This is a genomic window from Bradyrhizobium jicamae (assembly GCF_018130215.1).
GTDB classification, from domain to species: Bacteria; Pseudomonadota; Alphaproteobacteria; order Rhizobiales; family Xanthobacteraceae; genus Bradyrhizobium; species Bradyrhizobium jicamae_A.
In genome coordinates, this window is the sequence record NZ_JAFCKQ010000081.1 from 1 (window position 1) to 15,676 (window position 15,676).

The following is a 15,676-nucleotide window of genomic DNA, read 5'->3' on the forward strand; positions in this document are numbered from 1 at the left end:
ACCTTCACCCAACCGATCATAGAGCTCACTGTGCCCGCGCGCGTGCGTCTATCAGGCGGTCCTCGTCGTATGCGTACGGCTCACGTCCCGGCAGGAACTCCTTAGGCGTTCGGAGTCTGAACGCTATCTGGATCTATGCGGCGACTCCGGCATTAGGATTAAATAGGTCGCCGGTCTTAAGCATCGTATGCATTATTACCGCCAGTTTGCGCGCTACAGCTACGGCAGCTCTTTTGAAGCCGATCCTCTCCCGGAGCCGCAGACCCCACGTACGCAGAGTGCTGCTGGTTGAGCTGCGCGTCAGAATGACCGCTGCCGCTTCGTACAGAAGCCCTCGCAAATGGCGGTCGCCACGTCGGGATATATGGCCGTCATAGTCGACTTTTCCGGATCATGCTTTAGCGGCATGCCCGGTAGCCGAAGCGGCTGATGATTTCGCTGCCGGATATCGAATGAAACTCCAACGGGTCCATGAAATGGTTGGCAGTGACGTACCGGCGCAAGGCAGCGTTATAAGTGCTGAGCATTTTTTGCGTGATGGAAGGGCTGATAATACCCTTTCCCCTGTCGCCGCCAGCGTGAAACAACAGCTCCGCGCTTGGCTCGACCAGACATTTCGTATGGAAAGGAACATCGTGCAGGCGGATTGACAGTGAGAGTCGATGCGAAAGCGCTCGCCTGACGCGTTATACTGCCCTATCACAGATTGGAAATGCCTAAACTCAGTTAGATTGGACGCGCCGTAGCCCATGTTTGTGGATGATACGGAGCCATCGGCGCGAACCGACTGTCCCGCGAAGCCACAAAAAAAGGCAAACACGCCCAACGCGCGGACCAATCGCTGCCATTTATGCATGACGCTCTCCTAGATCGGTCGAGACCTTGTTAGCACTCTCGTCCCGATAGGTCCACAAGAACCAGATTTCGTTCGCAGCAGGCCGGACACGTCGTCCGCGATTGAGGTACTCGGATTCCCCGGTCGGGACTGTCGGCTTGTGGCCCCATAGCGGCGGTTGGGGGATGTCCGATTTCCCGCCGCTGTCAGGGGTACAGCGGACATCAAGCGAACGGGCCGCGACCGCCGCCTTTGACCCGAAGGGGACCTGACACGTCGGCGCAGTCCGGCGGGCAAGTCGCGTGACTAAGAAGGAGTGTACGTCAGCCTGATCACATCCTCGCCGATCCGATCATGTGCCATGAGTCGGAGCGGCGGCCGGGGCCCAGCGAAATATGGCTTGCCGTGACCAAGCACGACGGAGTGCAGGTAGATTCGATACTCATCGATCAGGCCAAGTTCGGTGAGGCTTTGCGCCAAGTCCGGCCCAGCAACTTCGATCTCCCCGTCGCGCTCGGCCTTCAGCTCGCGCATCGCGCCCTCAAGATCACTTTCGACAAGTCTGGCGTTGGGGCCGACCGACTTCAACGAGCGCGAAACGACCCATTTCGGCTGGTTCCGCCACGCTGCCGCGAATGCGAATTCTTCCGCATCCCATTCAGGATGATCATCGTCCCAGTAACGCATGACCTCATACATTCGGCGACCGTACACACTGCCCGCCTGCGCCTGCGCCTCGTTGATGAAGTGGCGGAAGAGCATGGGGCTCGGCGCAAACGCCGTATGGTCGACGTAGCCGTCCAGAGACTGGTTCATTCCAAAGACGAGCTTGGCCACTACAAAATCCCCGTTCAGGTTCATCAGAATAGCTTGGGCCGCCGATACGGACTATTCGACCTCTCCATTTCCTCTTCACGTCAAAGGACGAGCGAACGGGTCGAGCCCCGACATCACTCCCAACTTTTTCATAACCTCAGAAGGAGGAGCAGCTTGAAGTAAAGCAGACCCGCTATGCCCGGAGCGAGGCTCATCTACGGTGCGGTATGGAGGGTAGGGGCTGCGGGCACCATTTCCACTTACTAAACGCACGCGGGCGCGTTTGCCGAAGCCTGCTCGGGATGGCGGGTCGCTGAACCTCCTCCGAATTGATGGACACCTGTAGTAGGCTCGAGGAGCCAGGAGGTGTCGGATGGAAGGACGTCAACGTCGGTCGTTTACGGACGATTACAAGCGGCAGGCGGTCGATCTTGTGGCGTCGAGTGGCCGCTCGATTGGATCTGTGGCCAAGGAACTTGGCCTGCGCGATTCCGTGCTACGGCGATGGGTGCTGCAGCGAGGGCCCGGCTGGAGCCGACGGCGGCGTCGCGGCGCCCCACAACGCAGGCGACGCTGCCGTCGGCGGACCACGCGGCGGAGATTGCTCGTTTGCAGCGGGAGAACGAGCGGCTACGCATGGAGCGCGACATTTTAAAAACGTCGATCACGATCTTTGCTGGAGCTCCGAAATGAGATTCCGCTTTATTGAAGATCGCCGCGCCGATTACCCGGTGACGAGCAATGAAGTGGTATCGGCGCTCGTTAGATCACGGCGACCAAAACGCAAAGATATTGATCGGGTACCTATACCTTCGTGGCAACGGCGTGCCACAAGACTATGTCATCGCCTTTATGTGGTTCAGCGTCGCGGCGGCAGCCGGAGATCAACATGCAAAAAGGTGGGCGAGGTGAGCTCGAAAAGCTGATGACCGCGGCAAAGATTGCCGAAGCGCGGAAGCTTGCCCCGGAGCGGAGTCCGGGTCGGTAAACTTCGGCCAATGTCGGCCCTCAGTGGCCGTTGGAGGCTTCATGAGGCTCTTTGGCGGGTGTGCCGTCGCGGTATTCGCAGTCATGCTGGATGCGATCTTGCTCGATCTCCATCAAGCCGTCGCCCTTGAGGCGTCGGCTGTCCAAAATGCCAGCCCGCGCTTTCGCGACGACGGGCCGAATGCGGACGACTTTGGCCGCAAGGATGGCTATCCGATCTGCGCGAGGTGGGCCTACATCAATGATACGCATTGCCGTGTCGGCGCTTTCAGCCACCACGATACGCTGTTTCCGGCACGCACCATCGCCGCGCCGACGCAGCCGGTGCCGCTGGCACGCGCACCGAGTGAGCCAATCATTCGCTATCGCTTTAACGGGCTCGAGCTCACGCTCGACGAATACCTCAACCGCCAGCCGGTCACCGGCTTCCTGATTGCGAAGGACGACACGGTCCTGGTCGAGCGCTACCAGTATGGCCACACCGACACCGATCGCATGGCATCGTTCTCGATGGCGAAGTCCGTGGTCGGGCTGCTGATCGGCATCGCGGTACATGACGGCGCGATCCATTCTGTCGACGACCTGGCGGAAACCTATGTGCCCGATCTCAAGGACACCGAATACGGCCGCACCCCGATCAAGGCGTTGCTACAGATGGCGTCGGGCGTCGCTTTCTCCGAAGATGACGACAACCCGAAAAGCGACGGCAACACGCTGGCCCGCCTGACGCTTGGGCAGGATCCTGCCGGCAGCCTCGGCGCATTGAAGCAGTTCAACACGCGTCGGTCGCCGCCCGGCGCGCGCTTTTACTACGCCTCGTCTGAAACCGAGGTGCTCGGTCTCGTGCTCGCGGCTGCCACCAAACGCACACTGTCCGACTACGCCGCCGAAAGACTCTGGCGGCCGCTCGGCGCCGAGGCCGATGCGACGTGGATCATCGATGCCACCGGTCAGGAAGTGGCGTTCGGCTTCATCAACGCTGTGCTGCGCGACTGGGCGCGGCTCGGCCTGATGCTGGCCCATCGCGGCAGCTGGCAGGGCAGGTCGGTCGTGCCCGAGGAATGGCTCGCGGCATCGGCGCGCGATGCGATTCCGACCGACTTGCCGATTCAGAAGTACGGCTATCAAATCCGCTATTCCGCGGACACCAAACGCTTCCTGCTGCGCGGCATTCGCGGACAGAACGTCTTTGTCGATCCCGACCTTAAGCTTGTTCTTGTCCAGACCGCGGTCGGCGGTGGCGAGCCCGAGGCGCTTGAGACGCTCGCGCTCTGGACTGCGCTGAGGGCGCTGGTTCACTAGCGACAGTTGCCAGCGGCATCCGCTGGCGGGCCACACGAGCCTGAACTATCTCCTTTCGAGGGCAGAGCCGAGCAATCTCAAGGAAGCGCGGTGTCGCCTGCTCGGCCTATCTCGGACCTCGCTGGACGAGCTCGGAATGTCTGCTGTTCCGGGTAAGGCGACTTGCGTTCCTGACCGCGAGTGATCAAAATCATCTAGCGAGAGCGTCCGTGACGCAACGTGATGATCACAAACCGTCACCGCTTACAGTCCCCTGTTAACGTCCCCAGCTGCTTCTTCGTCTGCAAAAACTGAAGTGCGTTGAATGCGATAGCAGCGGCGGTAGGTTCATGCACAACAATCCGGAAGCCGAACGTCGGTTGGCGGCTCTCTTTGAACAGTACCCAAACCACTTCGCGCGCTATAAGGCCGCGAGCGCGGCATTCGGGTTCAAGCCGGGGTCGCTTCAGTCCCCTGTATTCCGCCTATGGTTCGATGAGCGGCATAAGCAGTACGAGCGGGATAAGGTAGCCGGGAAATCGGTGTCCCAATTCCAAGGTCGCGGGTGTCCTAATTAGGACAGCATCCAGAAGTGCAGGCCAGCAAATCCCTAGGAAAAGAAGCGGCCCCGTAACGCTGGGACAAGCGCGCGGGGCCGCAGGAGAGTTTGGTGGCTTCCCGATCATAGGCCCTGCCGGATTGCGTTGCTTCGTCCCTGATGGAGTATCACTGAAGTGATACGGGAACGGTTGGCCAAGGATTTTGCTACTTGGTTCCGCCTAACTGTTGCTAAATCTCTAGCCTGCTCATCGGTGCCCCATGCCGCCGATCGGCTCCTTGATGTCCCAATTGAAGTTCGGCCTGACGTCGGCGCCGCGGTTTCCGCAGGCGGAGCAGACGAGGCGGGGCTCGAGGTCGGACAGCCTCACATCGTCAGCCCAGCGATCGGCCATGATGGCAATGGAGCGACTGAAGCCGTAGTCAGCGCAGTAGACCAGCACGCCGCGCACGCCCATCGAACGCATGTCGCCGAAGGTGATCTTCTGGGGGCCTGCCATGCCCGATGATTGCGCCGATAGCTCTGGGCGGAAAGCCGCCAGCAATTGCGGCCTCCGACGCTTCAATAAATCAAGAGATAGGTCAAGGCTGCTGAGCTCAGTTTCGGCCCTAGATTAAATTCAAACTGAGGCATTACCGACGACGAACGGTTATCCCTGTTCAGAGCGCATGCTGTACCGTTAGCAGCGCAGCGCTAGGCTCTATCTCGGAGGTAAAACGGGGCGGCCAAGCTCAAACGCTTCCCCCGGCGCATCTCCATCTCTCGCGCACACAGAGAGAGCGAAGCCGTCCTTCGACAGGGGCGGCTTCGTCGTGTCACTAGTCTTGCGGCACACATCTTCCCCCTTGCGCTGACGCACAGAAACCAATTTCAGTCCACCTGCAAACCGGCAGCTTTGATCGGACCTTCCCAGCGCGCGATCTCCTCAATCAGATATTTGGCAAGGTATTCGGGCCCCCGCCGCTCAGGCGCGACGCCGACTACTCCGAGGGCGTTAAACCGTGTCCTGATCGCAGGCGTGTCCATTGCGGCATGAGTTGCCTCGTTCAGCTTGGCCACAATGTCCATCGGCGCACCTTTTGGTAGGAAGAAAGCCGTCCAAGTCACGACATCGTAGTCCTTGATACCCTGCTCGTGCGCAGTCGCAAGCTCCGGCATCAGCGGCGTTCGCTCCCGTGACAATAACGCGAGTGCCTTCGATTGCTTTGCGGCAGAACGCGCCACAACGGTACCTATGTTCCCACACATATAATCGATGTGGCCGCCGATCAGGTCGTTCGCGGCAGGCCCGCCACCTCGATAAGGAACGTGGGTCACATCAACACCGATCCTCGCGTTGAGCAGCGCGCAAGCCAGATGTGTAGTCGATCCAACGCCTGCCGAACCGTATTGCATCTTTGTGCCGTTCTGTTTGAGCAGCGCGATGAATTCCGCAAGGTTGCTAGCAGGCAGATCCTTGCGACCTTCGAGCACCATCGGCTGGTCAGAGAAAAGCGTGACGGGGGTAAAGTCGTTCACCGCATCATAGCGGCGCCTTCGGTATATCGATTGATTGTAGGCGTGTGTGCCAACAGTCCCGAGCCGCACCGTATAACCGTCCGGCTTGGCGTTGACCACGTGTTGAACACCGATGATGCCCCCTGCGCCAGTCATGTTCTCCACGATCACCGACTGGCCGAGCAGTTCGCCCATGCGCGCTCCGATGATGCGGGCCATGGTATCGAATACGCCACCGGCCGCGTAAGGCACCACGATGGTAATGGGCCGGGTCGGATAGGGTTGCGCTTGCGCCGCAACCGACCAGACCGCCGCTCCGGCAGCCACCAGCAACGCAAGACGCCAACGCATCATTCATGCTCCCAATCTTGGAAAGCTCCGAGTGTGAGAGAGACTAACCCATTTTGCGCAGCCAGACAGGTTCACCGGAGGGAGAGTGATCATTTGCGCGGTCCGACTTTGGGCCGTCGCGTCAATGCGCTGCAATGCGGAATTTGATCGCCGCTTGTGAATAGCGGACTTCTGGTGCGCGCCGCTCCCATGTAACTCCAACTGAGCTGCTGCCCGGTTTGATGGACACCAAGATTAGGTGTTTCATGGAGCCGGAGGTGGGTAATGGGACGACGGAAGTTCAGTCGCGAGTTCAAGGTCGAAGCAGTCAAGTTGATCAGGGAACGTGCGGTTTCGGTGGCGCAAGCTGGCCACGACCTGGACGTTCACGAGAATGTTCTGCGCAAGTGGGTGAAGGAGTTCGCCTCATTCCTCTGTCGCTACAGATGTACCGGAGTCATACGGCAGCCAAAGTTGCTCCTAAAAAGAAACGGCCTCAGCACCCTTGGAGGGTTGTGCTGAGGCCGCCTGACCGCGCTGGAAATTGAAGGGACCGCTGTCGCGTAGCCCGGTCCCGGCCGAGGAAATTCCGCAAACAGTTTACGGGATAAAATGAGCCAGCCCCGGCAAGAGTTTTCTTACCATTATCCACAGGGTTTGTGGATTCCGGGAGAGCACGGTGTTCCCTGTACTGGAACGGAAACGGCCCCGGCGGGGCCATGCCGGAGCCGTTCCACCACACCGCTACGATGTCCTCATTCCCATCTTCGAGTGTCCTAATTAGGACCGCTGCGCGATAAGGCCGCGGCGGAAATCCCTCGTGATGAGAGAGAAGTGCTGTTGAAGCTGGCCGGCCAGGCAGAAGCTGGCGCGAGGATGGCCGATTGGTTGCGCGGTCCTTCAGCCCCGCCACCCGAACAAAGGTCACGCGGCGACGTCCGGCGCGCCGCGCAAACAGGAACCCTCGCGCGCCGACCGGGTTAAGGTATCACGCGACTTCCCCTTGTCGCGAACACCCCGCCGCTGCCGCCGCCATCATGCATCGGAACCGTACGAAGCCACGGCGCGGCGGGGACCAAATTGTGAGCTGCGGACAGCAGCCTTGCTAAAGGTTGCGTTTATCAATCGCAACCACAGTCCATCATTCGCCATTCCGGACCGATGTCCGACAGCCACACATGCCAGCCCAGCGGTCGGCCATGACGGTCATGGAGTGGCTGCATTGGTAGTCGGCGCAGTAGATGAGCACTCAGCGGACGCCCATTGAGCGCATGTCGCCGAAGGTGATCTTTTGAGGCCGGCTCATGGCGGATGATCGTGCCAATCATTCGAGGGCGAAAAGCCGCCAGCAATTGCGGTCTCCGGCGCTTCAGTGGTCAAGAGATGGGTCAAGGCTGCTAAGCGACAGTGAACCGCACGGCCTCTGAGATCCTCAACCCTTCGGTGCCGAACTAGCGTCAACCAATGGTGATCCGAAGTGCGAAATAGGCCCCCGCACCGACGACCGCAGTGACGCCGAGCGCGAAGAGGACACGCCAGAGATCAGCTGGTTTCGGCTCGAAGTTGCTCGCGCCAAGGGCTAACCGGAAAGAGGCCAAAGGTAACAGTCCGGCCAAACGCCGATGTAACATAGGTTTGTGTGGCCCGTGCCCCCAAGCGGCACCTTCCCGGCGCTGGGGTCGTTTCTTGCAGGCGGAAATAGAGCTAGTCGCGTTCACGCGTGCCAGCATGAGCAAAGTGGGCGGGACCGTCGCTCCCTTGGGGACTGGAGCGGCGATCCCTATCGCGCGATGGTCGGGGTTTGGGATGGGCGGGTTGGCCAATCCGCATGACTATCGATCACAGTAGAATCTAGAATGGCCGCGGCAATCGCCATTCCGAGCTAGCCCTAAAGTGCTCGCAATTTGGGAATTAACCCTACGACCGTATGTTGTATCGCTGGCAGCAGCTGCGCTAGGCTCTGTCCCGGAGATCAAAGGGAGGACCGACCCTCCAACCGGCTTCCCCCGGCGCATCTCCATCTCTCGTGCACATAGAGAAGGTGAGCGAAGCCGCCCACCAACAGGGGCGGCTTCGTCGTGTTGGCCTCACTTCGACGCGCCAATCACCGATATGGGCTCGCGCGGGGCACCGCGGCACTAGCGGGCCGTCATAGACGGTCGTCCAGCTTCCGGCCCATTGCTGGGTGCTCCCGATTTTTGACCTTGACCCAATCTTTTGAGCGGCCGGCGCGATAGGGGCGGTCGCTGCGCTTGGAGACCAGACCCTCCAATCCCATCAGGCATGCATGGCGATAGAGGTCGGGGCCGATCTCGCCTTGCTCGAAAGGTGCGAGGTGGATGCCGTCGATGCGGCGCGCGAGGATCCGGGCGAGATTGGTCTTTCGCAGGTGTAGAGGCAGCTTCCGCAGATCGTCGCCTTCGAGCACGAGAATGTCGAAAGCGTAGAATTCGACCTCCGCGTCATGCTTGCGTGAGTGCAGGGCGTTGAAGTCCGAGCGGCCATCAACGCCGAGCAGTACTGCCTCGCCGTCGAGTACGAACCGCTGGCAGCGGTTTCGCAGCGCGGCCTCGGTGATCAGGGGAAAACTTTTGCTCCAGTCGTGGCCGTTCCGGGTGAACAGGTGCACCGCGTGGCCATCGCGCATGACGATCAGCCGGTAGCCATCATGCTTCACCTCGTGCAGCCAAGCGTCGGTCGCCGGCACAGCCGCGCCAACGGTCGGGATACAGGGCTGATAGGGCGGTTTGAGCATCCTCAAAGATAGGCATTTCGGGGGGAATTTCCATGCGCCTGAACCAATGAAGAGGACAAGCGCGGCGACGCGGGTCAAGGCCGGATAAATGAAACCGGTAATGCAGTTCACTCGAAAACTTCGCACAAAGGATCGTTTTCTTCCAGCCAGGTCTCGGCTGCGTTCTCAGTCCCGAACACTCTGAGGTAATCTGCTTCTCCGACTTTTCGGGTCCGGTCCACGTAGATCAGGACAGCCTTCATCAGCCTCTCCTGCAAATTCTCCGCTTCCTCCTTCGTCAGCTTCTCAGCCCGATTCCCATCCTGCATCATCGCTGGCCCCTTGCGTTTTCTATCATAAAGCATCCAGCCAGCGGCGCCCTGCCGAACCAGGAATCTAGCTTGCAAAGGCGACGAGGGATTCACGACAGCCTCAAGTTAACCGGGCCAAGAAAGGGCCCCAGCGCTCTGGAGGCCGGGGAAGGCCAGCGCTGGGGCCCTGCTTTATCCGCGCTGGCGCGAATAGGCGGCGCAACATCCGCATGCTTGGAGATTCCTTGCATTCTCCTATGTGAATCGATGCCTCTGGAATGACTCAGCGGACATCGTGCGGCCCGCTACCCGCGGTGCCGAGATTGAAGCGCAATGGCCCGACGTCAGGCCCGGACATTCTCGTAGGCCCTGACGAAGTCGCCTATCGTGTCGGGGAATACAAACTCGTCGGGATTCGTGAAAGGATCGCGGCCGAGTTCATCCTCGAGCCGTGCGACCAGGAGCGCAAAGCCCAGGGAATCCAGACCGGTGTTTTGCAGGGGCAAATCGTCGTCGAGTGGCGGCAGCGTGATATTCAGTTCGCGCGCAATCTGCTGCATTTCTGAGGTGATCTTTAACATCATCGACATTAACTCGGGCGCTTTCCGTGTGGGGAGAGGCAGGTGCTGGGCGGGGGCAATCGCGGTAGGCAAGGCGAATGGCGCACGCGCTGCGGCTTCCCGCATTTACATGTGTGAATCGGATGGGGGCCTCCTTCGGAGTACCGGAGTCATACGGGCAAAGGACCACATTTGGGTATGAATCTTGGCACGGTTGGTGCACGCTATTACCCGTCAGGATTTTGCCGTTTCCTCCTGGGGCTAGCTAAACCGCCGTCCGCGATAGATTTAAGCGGGCGGCGTTTTTTGCGACCAGATAGCTGGCTCACCGAAATCCCATGCCGCCGATTGGCCCTTGATGTCCCAATTGAAGTTCGGTCGGACGTCGGCGCCGCGCCTGCCGCAGGCGCTGCAGACCAGGCGGGGCTCGACGTCTGACAGTCCGTATTCTCGGGGAAAAGGAGTCGATGCCGATTAAATAGCAACATTTCGGGCCGATGCCGGTTTGCTCCATTCATCGCGTGGAGTCTCCGGGCGCTGCACCTTCATTGGCAGGCGCGACGCTCGCAGCCGCTTCACTCGCCCTTGCCACTGCAGTCCATAGGAAATGGCCAAAGCCGAAGCGTTGACCGATCCCGCCGGAAAATATCCCAAGCCTCCATTCAAGCGGCAATACAGGACTGGCCGGGATTGGCGAGCCAGATGGACCCGCCGCCCGACCACGGCGAGAAGTCCTATCGTGGCTCGGGACGGCTCGCGGGGCGGAAGGCGCTCATAACCGGCGGCGACTCCGGCATGGGACGCGCGGCCGCGATCGCCTATCGCGCGCGAAGGCGCCGATGTCGCCATCAACTACTTTCCAACCGAGGAGCCGGATGCGCAGCAGGTCATCCAGCTGATCGAAGCCGAAGAGCGCAAGGGGCTGGCGATTCCCGGCGATCTCAAGAGCGAGCAGTTCTGCCAGGAGCTCGTGCGGAAGGCGGTTGAGGGGCTCGGCGGTCTCGACATCATTGTCAGCAACGCCGGGTGCCAGCAGGCGCGGCAAACGATTCTCGATCTGTCGAGTGAGGATTTCGACGCGACGATGAAGACGAATATTTATGCGCCGTTCTGGATCATCAAGGCTGCGCTGCCGCATCTCAAGCCCGGCTCGGTCATCATCGGCACGACCTCGGAGCAGGCCTATGATCCGTCGCCCGACCTCTACGACTACGCCCAGACCAAGGCTGCGACGATGAACTACGTCAAGTCGCTGGCGAAGCAACTCGGCCCCAGAGGCATCCGCGTCAACGGCGTGGCGCCGGGACCGATTTGGACGCCTCTGCAGGTCTCTGGCGGCGCCACCATGGAGAAGCTCGAGAAGTTCGGCGGGATGACCGTGTTCGGCAGACCAGGACAACCGGCGGAGCTTGCCTCGATCTATGTTCAACTAGCTGCGGCTGACGCGAGCTTTGCCACCGGACAGGTCTATGGATCGGCAGGTGGGACAGGCCAGCCGTGAGTTTGGCAATGGATGCGATCACCTCAGGTGTGTAAGAGACGCTCTAATGTGAACCCATGCGTGCTTCCCTCGCCTTTACGGCCATTTGCTTCCGACGCCGTATGACTCCGGAATTGAGGCATACTTGGAAAACGATGAGGCCGCCCAACTGAGATGGCCGGCCTTACTCTCCGGCACGCCTTATCCGCTTTTGCACCTTCCTTGAACGTCTTAGCAGGAGGGTGCTTTCGGCCAATATCCTGTAGCTGTGTTCAAGCGCGCCAAGCACATTGCGGGCGCTATAGTCTTTCGTGGCGAGTTTCGCGCTGCGATAGTGCTCCGCAAGCTCAAGATAGGCGCGCTCGCCCCGGAAGGTGTCCGGGAAGCGGCTCCTTCAGCAGCTCGGCGGCTCTCGCAAGCACTTTCAATGTCCTAATGCCGAGAACTGACGTGCCCCTACTGCTTTTGAAATTTCTCTTCAATTCTGCGCTGATGCAGATAGTACAGGCGTTCGTCCAGCCGTCGGGCCTTCGCAATGGCGGCCCAAAGTTCTTCGATCAACCGCCGGCTTTCTGCAATGACATCATCGGCGTGTTGAAGGAGCTGGTCCTGCACATCTGCCCCCTATTCAGTCTGATAAGGGAGGGGAACGGGATCGTGATCTTCCTCCAAAAAAGTGGACAGGGTTAAGCTGCCTTAAGCTCCATCTCGATCGGGGCGATGTAGCCGATTGCGAAATGGAGCCGGGTTCGATTGTAGAAGCCCTCGATGAAGGCGAAGATGTCGCGCTGGGCCTCGGCGCGGGTGTTGTATTGGCGATGATGAACGAGCTCGGTCTTCAGGGTATGGAAGAAGCTCTCCATCGGGACATTGTCGTAGATGGGAGATACCGTCGGTTCCAATGGCGAAGAGCTCGCCGTCGATGACTGCATCGCCTTTGACTTCCTCGAGCGCTTGCGCCACCTCGATGTAGCTACGGCTGATGATCTTGCCGTTGCGGCTGTACAGCGCGACCTTGCCCCGGCGGATCTCGGAGATCATTCGAAAGCCGTCGTACTTGTCCTCAAAGTCGGATCGTCAAACGGGGCGTCGGTCAACGTCACCAGCATTGGCTGCAGGCGCTTCGGCAGCGTGGACTTGCGGCTCATCTCGGGAGACACCGTCGGTCTTGAAACGGCTCGGCGGCCGACGATCCGCGCCTAGCGGCCGGCTTCCGATCGTTGCAAAGGCCGATCGAGGCTCTAACGATCCTCCATGCGTGCGACCGGACGGAAACAAACCCTTCCCAGAGCTTTGCGAACCAAGGGATCGTCAGAAGCTTAGGCTTCACGATCACGAATAGCCGCTCCAGCACCAGAAGGCTGAACGCGTAACAGGCGACGATCATCGCTGTACCGGTTATCCAGTGGCCCTTTCCCGCGACGGCTACCGCGGCGAGCTTCAGCGGCTCCACAGTGGCGGTCGGCAGTGCCAACAGGAGCAGCGATGGGTAGGGTCCAAGACCTTCGATCGTCCGTCTCAGCCTCATGCGAGATGGCCTCCGTCTGCGATTAACCGCAGCGACAGGCGGATGTTCCGAGGAGGAACATCCGGCTTCTCCGCTGGTTTTAAGCAGGCGGGAGGTTTGAGAGGAGACGGTATGCGCGTAACCATCGATCGGACCGGGCAGAAAGCGGCTGAATCGTTCAATCTGGAGGACGAAGTCGAGGCTTGGCGGAGCAAGCGCAGCCGGCGACCCGTTTCCATGACCGGTAAAATCCCCGTCGTCCGCATCCGCCGGCGCGTGCGGCCGACGTCGCTGTCCACCAGCGGACCGCACGCTCTCAGTCACGACAGCCTAGCGCCTCTAACGCAAGCGCCGCAAATGTCAGACACGGCGAAAGCTGGGGCAAAAAAACCGGGTGGGCCGCGTGTGGTGGCCCATCGCGATGGACGAACAAAAGCCGCTGCCGCCGGGACCGGGCGCCCCGCATGAAAGCGCCTCGTCGGCACCCCGCTTCTCGGCGACGCGCGTGACGAGGATGGTCACACGGCCTGCGCTCTCTTGCGGACGCCTTTCCGTCGCTGCCTGAAGAGGCGTTGGGTGGTGCTCAAACAGTTTGACCGTACGCTGGCCGGAACCTAAATGGGCACCCGTACTTATTCTTCTCAATTAGGAGACAGAGACGGTGAAGATCGAAGCCGGATACGACATCGCTTTCCAGTGCGTTCAGGATGTGCCGATGGTGCTGATGTTGAGCGTGCATCCCTCTCGCCAGCAGGATCTACTGACCAAACATCGCATCCAATTCTCTCCCTACGTTCGTGCTCGCGATTACCTCGATGCCTTTGGCAATATCTGTACGAGATTAGTGGCGCCCGCGGGCCTCCTTCAAATCCGCAACCGCTTTGCCATCGCCGACAGCGGTAAGCCTGACGAGGTCGCACCCCAGGCAGCGCAATGGGAAATCGACAGTTTGCCGGATGAGGCGATAATCTATCTGCTTTGCAGCCCTTACTGCGATACTCAAAAGCTAACCGATCTTGCATGGGCACAGTTCGGCGGCATTCAGGGCGGTTGGCAGCGGGTTCAGGCCATCTGCGATTATGTGCATGGGCGGATTGAGTTCGGTTATCACCACGCGCGCGGTGACCGCACGGCGGCGGAAGGCCATGAGGAGCGCGTCGGGGTTTGCCGGGATTTCGCGCACCTTGCAGTGTCGCTATGTCGCTGCATGAACATTCCGGCGCGCTATTGCACCGGCTATCTCGGGGATATCGGAGTGCCGCGAGATCCGGCTCCCATGGATTTTAGCGCTTGGTTCGAGGCCTTTCTCGGCGGGAGATGGTACACATTCGATGCGCGTCACAATCGTCCGCGGATTGGCCGTATTCTAATCGGGCGAGGCCGGGACGCGGCCGATGTCGCGATTTCAACGAACTTCGGTCCTGCGCAACTGGCGCATTTTGCGGTCATCACCGAAGAAGTCGACCCGGCTACGGATATTTGTGACACGGGAGGCAGAATTATCAACAGTCAGCATCAACATACTGCTCTGCCCATTCAATTGTCCTAACAAACGTCAGTGGGCGACGCGAGTCCGCGGCCAATGGGACATGCAAGCGCTCCTTGAGAAGATCATGAGCGAGGCCAGTCTGATAACCCAAACTCGGTAGAGTTCGCAGTTCCCCCTCGCGCCGGGCCGCCTAGACCAAAATGGTTCATGCAATCCGGTCCGGCTGCAAGCCTCGGGGCCGCGAAGGACATGCAAGCGCTCCTTGAGAAGATCATGAACGAGGCCAGTCTGATAACCCAAATTCAACGAAGAAGGAGCTGTTCGCCCAGCTCGCCGCTCACCACAAGGTGCTGGCCGACGAGATTGAGCGCTCTATCGTTCCCTGCGCTACTCCTTGAGCCTCGCCGCCGGGCCCATTAGGCGGCATTGCTGGTAGGGCTATCGGCGACTGAGGCTGAATGGGTGATGGACACCAGGATTCGCGTGGCTCATTCAAGAAAGCGCATAGAAGAAAAATGCTGAAAGCGCCATGGTACCCGGCAGTGTCAAGATCCAAGCTATCGCTATCCGCTGTAGAGCCGGCGGCTGCAGCCCTGCACCTGAGCCAACCATTGTCCCCGCGATCCCGCCGGTCACGACATGGGTCGTGCTCACCGGGAGACCTGTGAAGCCTGCGGACGCAATCAAGGTCGATGCGACTGCCTCGGCTGTCCAACCCTGCATCGGGTTCATCCTTACTCTGCCGATTCCTTCTCCCAGCGTTTTCACGATGCGTTTGTAGCCAATCATTGTGCCAGCCCCCAGACAAAGTGCGCTCAAGATGCGGACCCACCAAGGTGCATACTGCACGATGCCGGCTAAGTGTTCGAGATAATCTTTCGCTTGGGCTCGCTGCGTATCTGTCGCTGATTTCTTGTGTTCAATCGCGCGAAGCTCGGCAATGACGACGTTGAGCCGATGTCGCAGGGGTGAGCGCTTGTTTGATGGAATAGCCATGATCGAATGTACGCCTGCCAATCCGTCAAGAAGAGTTTGCGCGCTGGTGATGGCAACTTGCCTTTGCTGATCGCCCGCCTGCTGAAATAGCGAGATGCTTTGCGGCAGGATCTGCGATGATTTGGTCAGCTGTTCACTGGAAACATATTCATTGAGCGCATAGGTCTGGGGGATGAGGCCGATGATCGCCAGCATGATGAATCCGATACTCTTCTGACCGTCATTCGTCCCATGAGCGAACGAAACACCCGTGCATGTCAAGACGAGCAGTCCACGCAGCCACCAGACTGGCCG

General features: G+C 59.8%; 15 protein-coding genes and 4 pseudogenes. 7 read left to right on the forward strand and 12 right to left on the reverse strand.

Annotated features, from left to right (window positions below; all coding sequences use genetic code 11):
• Positions 1-133: 133 nt before the first annotated feature.
• Positions 134-391, reverse strand: a pseudogene (locus JQ586_RS38885) (transposase); the annotation flags it as partial.
• Positions 392-452: 61 nt separating this feature from the next.
• Here JQ586_RS38885 and JQ586_RS38890 point away from each other — a divergent pair.
• Positions 453-650, forward strand: coding sequence for a hypothetical protein (locus tag JQ586_RS38890; protein WP_212399929.1), 198 nt, complete (start codon positions 453-455; stop codon positions 648-650).
• 491 nt (positions 651-1,141) lie between these two features.
• Here JQ586_RS38890 and JQ586_RS38895 read toward each other — a convergent pair whose 3' ends face one another.
• Entirely contained in the window at positions 1,142-1,672 is a 531-nt protein-coding gene (locus JQ586_RS38895) for a dihydrofolate reductase family protein (protein ID WP_212399930.1), read from the reverse strand.
• 352 nt (positions 1,673-2,024) lie between these two features.
• On the opposite strand from JQ586_RS38895, the gene JQ586_RS41710 reads away from it, so the two are divergent.
• From JQ586_RS41710 to JQ586_RS38910, 3 genes are all read left to right on the forward strand, one after another.
• Positions 2,025-2,306 carry a transposase gene (locus JQ586_RS41710; protein WP_212399931.1) on the forward strand — a complete coding sequence of 94 codons (282 nt, stop codon included), beginning with the start codon at positions 2,025-2,027 and terminating at the stop codon, positions 2,304-2,306.
• Between the two features lie 86 nt (positions 2,307-2,392).
• Positions 2,393-2,563, forward strand: coding sequence for an SEL1-like repeat protein (locus JQ586_RS41715; protein WP_212399932.1), 171 nt, complete (start codon positions 2,393-2,395; stop codon positions 2,561-2,563).
• Between the two features lie 117 nt (positions 2,564-2,680).
• A complete protein-coding gene (locus tag JQ586_RS38910) occupies positions 2,681-3,940 on the forward strand; it encodes a serine hydrolase (protein WP_212399933.1) in 1,260 nt (419 codons plus the stop codon).
• A 785-nt stretch (positions 3,941-4,725) separates the two neighbouring features.
• Here the strand turns inward: JQ586_RS38910 and JQ586_RS38915 are convergent.
• Positions 4,726-5,022 (reverse strand): hypothetical protein, encoded by a 297-nt coding sequence (locus tag JQ586_RS38915; RefSeq protein ID WP_312017085.1) that lies wholly within the window; start codon positions 5,020-5,022, stop codon positions 4,726-4,728.
• A gap of 326 nt (positions 5,023-5,348) precedes the next feature.
• Positions 5,349-6,329 carry a tripartite tricarboxylate transporter substrate binding protein gene (locus JQ586_RS38920; RefSeq protein ID WP_212399934.1) on the reverse strand — a complete coding sequence of 327 codons (981 nt, stop codon included), beginning with the start codon at positions 6,327-6,329 and terminating at the stop codon, positions 5,349-5,351.
• 261 nt (positions 6,330-6,590) lie between these two features.
• Here JQ586_RS38920 and JQ586_RS38925 point away from each other — a divergent pair.
• Positions 6,591-6,728 (forward strand): annotated as a pseudogene (locus tag JQ586_RS38925) (transposase); the annotation flags it as partial.
• Positions 6,729-8,454: 1,726 nt separating this feature from the next.
• Here the strand turns inward: JQ586_RS38925 and JQ586_RS38930 are convergent.
• From JQ586_RS38930 to JQ586_RS38940, 3 genes are all read right to left on the reverse strand, one after another.
• Complete coding sequence (locus tag JQ586_RS38930; protein ID WP_312017086.1) at positions 8,455-9,171, reverse strand: RNA ligase family protein; 717 nt, start codon at positions 9,169-9,171, stop codon at positions 8,455-8,457.
• Positions 9,168-9,464: a hypothetical protein gene (locus JQ586_RS38935; RefSeq protein ID WP_212399935.1), complete on the reverse strand. Its 297-nt coding sequence runs from the start codon at positions 9,462-9,464 to the stop codon at positions 9,168-9,170. Before JQ586_RS38935 ends, JQ586_RS38930 begins: the two co-directional genes overlap by 4 nt.
• A gap of 230 nt (positions 9,465-9,694) precedes the next feature.
• Positions 9,695-9,940 (reverse strand): phosphopantetheine-binding protein, encoded by a 246-nt coding sequence (locus JQ586_RS38940; RefSeq protein WP_212399943.1) that lies wholly within the window; start codon positions 9,938-9,940, stop codon positions 9,695-9,697.
• A 467-nt stretch (positions 9,941-10,407) separates the two neighbouring features.
• On the opposite strand from JQ586_RS38940, the pseudogene JQ586_RS38945 reads away from it, so the two are divergent.
• Positions 10,408-11,411: pseudogene (locus tag JQ586_RS38945) on the forward strand (SDR family oxidoreductase).
• Positions 11,412-11,846: 435 nt separating this feature from the next.
• Here the strand turns inward: JQ586_RS38945 and JQ586_RS38950 are convergent.
• The 4 genes and pseudogenes from JQ586_RS38950 to JQ586_RS38965 all read right to left on the reverse strand — a co-directional run bounded on the left by JQ586_RS38950 (position 11,847) and on the right by JQ586_RS38965 (position 12,918).
• Positions 11,847-12,005, reverse strand: a complete 159-nt coding sequence (locus tag JQ586_RS38950) for a hypothetical protein (protein ID WP_212399936.1) — start codon at positions 12,003-12,005, stop codon at positions 11,847-11,849.
• Positions 12,006-12,076: 71 nt separating this feature from the next.
• Positions 12,077-12,253, reverse strand: coding sequence for an IS3 family transposase (locus tag JQ586_RS38955; protein ID WP_212399937.1), 177 nt, complete (start codon positions 12,251-12,253; stop codon positions 12,077-12,079).
• 10 nt (positions 12,254-12,263) lie between these two features.
• Positions 12,264-12,538, reverse strand: a pseudogene (locus JQ586_RS38960) (DNA ligase); the annotation flags it as partial.
• Entirely contained in the window at positions 12,535-12,918 is a 384-nt protein-coding gene (locus tag JQ586_RS38965) for a hypothetical protein (RefSeq protein WP_212399938.1), read from the reverse strand. The pseudogene JQ586_RS38960 and the gene JQ586_RS38965, both read right to left, overlap by 4 nt.
• Positions 12,919-13,558: 640 nt before the next feature.
• On the opposite strand from JQ586_RS38965, the gene JQ586_RS38970 reads away from it, so the two are divergent.
• On the forward strand, positions 13,559-14,446 hold the full coding sequence (locus tag JQ586_RS38970; RefSeq protein WP_212399939.1) for a transglutaminase family protein: 888 nt from the start codon (positions 13,559-13,561) through the stop codon (positions 14,444-14,446).
• Between the two features lie 432 nt (positions 14,447-14,878).
• On the opposite strand, the gene JQ586_RS38975 is transcribed toward JQ586_RS38970, so the two are convergent.
• A partial coding sequence (locus tag JQ586_RS38975; protein WP_212399940.1) for an inorganic phosphate transporter occupies positions 14,879-15,676 on the reverse strand: 798 nt, incomplete at its 5' end.

Coding starts and splice junctions, on each gene's coding strand:
- JQ586_RS38910 (WP_212399933.1), top strand. CDS start 2,681: ATGAGGCTCTTTGGCGGGTGTGCCGTCGCGGTATTCGCAGTCATGCTG.
- JQ586_RS38920 (WP_212399934.1), bottom strand. CDS start 6,329: ATGATGCGTTGGCGTCTTGCGTTGCTGGTGGCTGCCGGAGCGGCGGTC.
- JQ586_RS38965 (WP_212399938.1), bottom strand. CDS start 12,918: ATGAGGCTGAGACGGACGATCGAAGGTCTTGGACCCTACCCATCGCTG.
- JQ586_RS41710 (WP_212399931.1), top strand. CDS start 2,025: ATGGAAGGACGTCAACGTCGGTCGTTTACGGACGATTACAAGCGGCAG.
- JQ586_RS41715 (WP_212399932.1), top strand. CDS start 2,393: ATGAAGTGGTATCGGCGCTCGTTAGATCACGGCGACCAAAACGCAAAG.
- JQ586_RS38955 (WP_212399937.1), bottom strand. CDS start 12,253: ATGGAGAGCTTCTTCCATACCCTGAAGACCGAGCTCGTTCATCATCGC.
- JQ586_RS38940 (WP_212399943.1), bottom strand. CDS start 9,940: ATGTCGATGATGTTAAAGATCACCTCAGAAATGCAGCAGATTGCGCGC.
- JQ586_RS38890 (WP_212399929.1), top strand. CDS start 453: ATGAAACTCCAACGGGTCCATGAAATGGTTGGCAGTGACGTACCGGCG.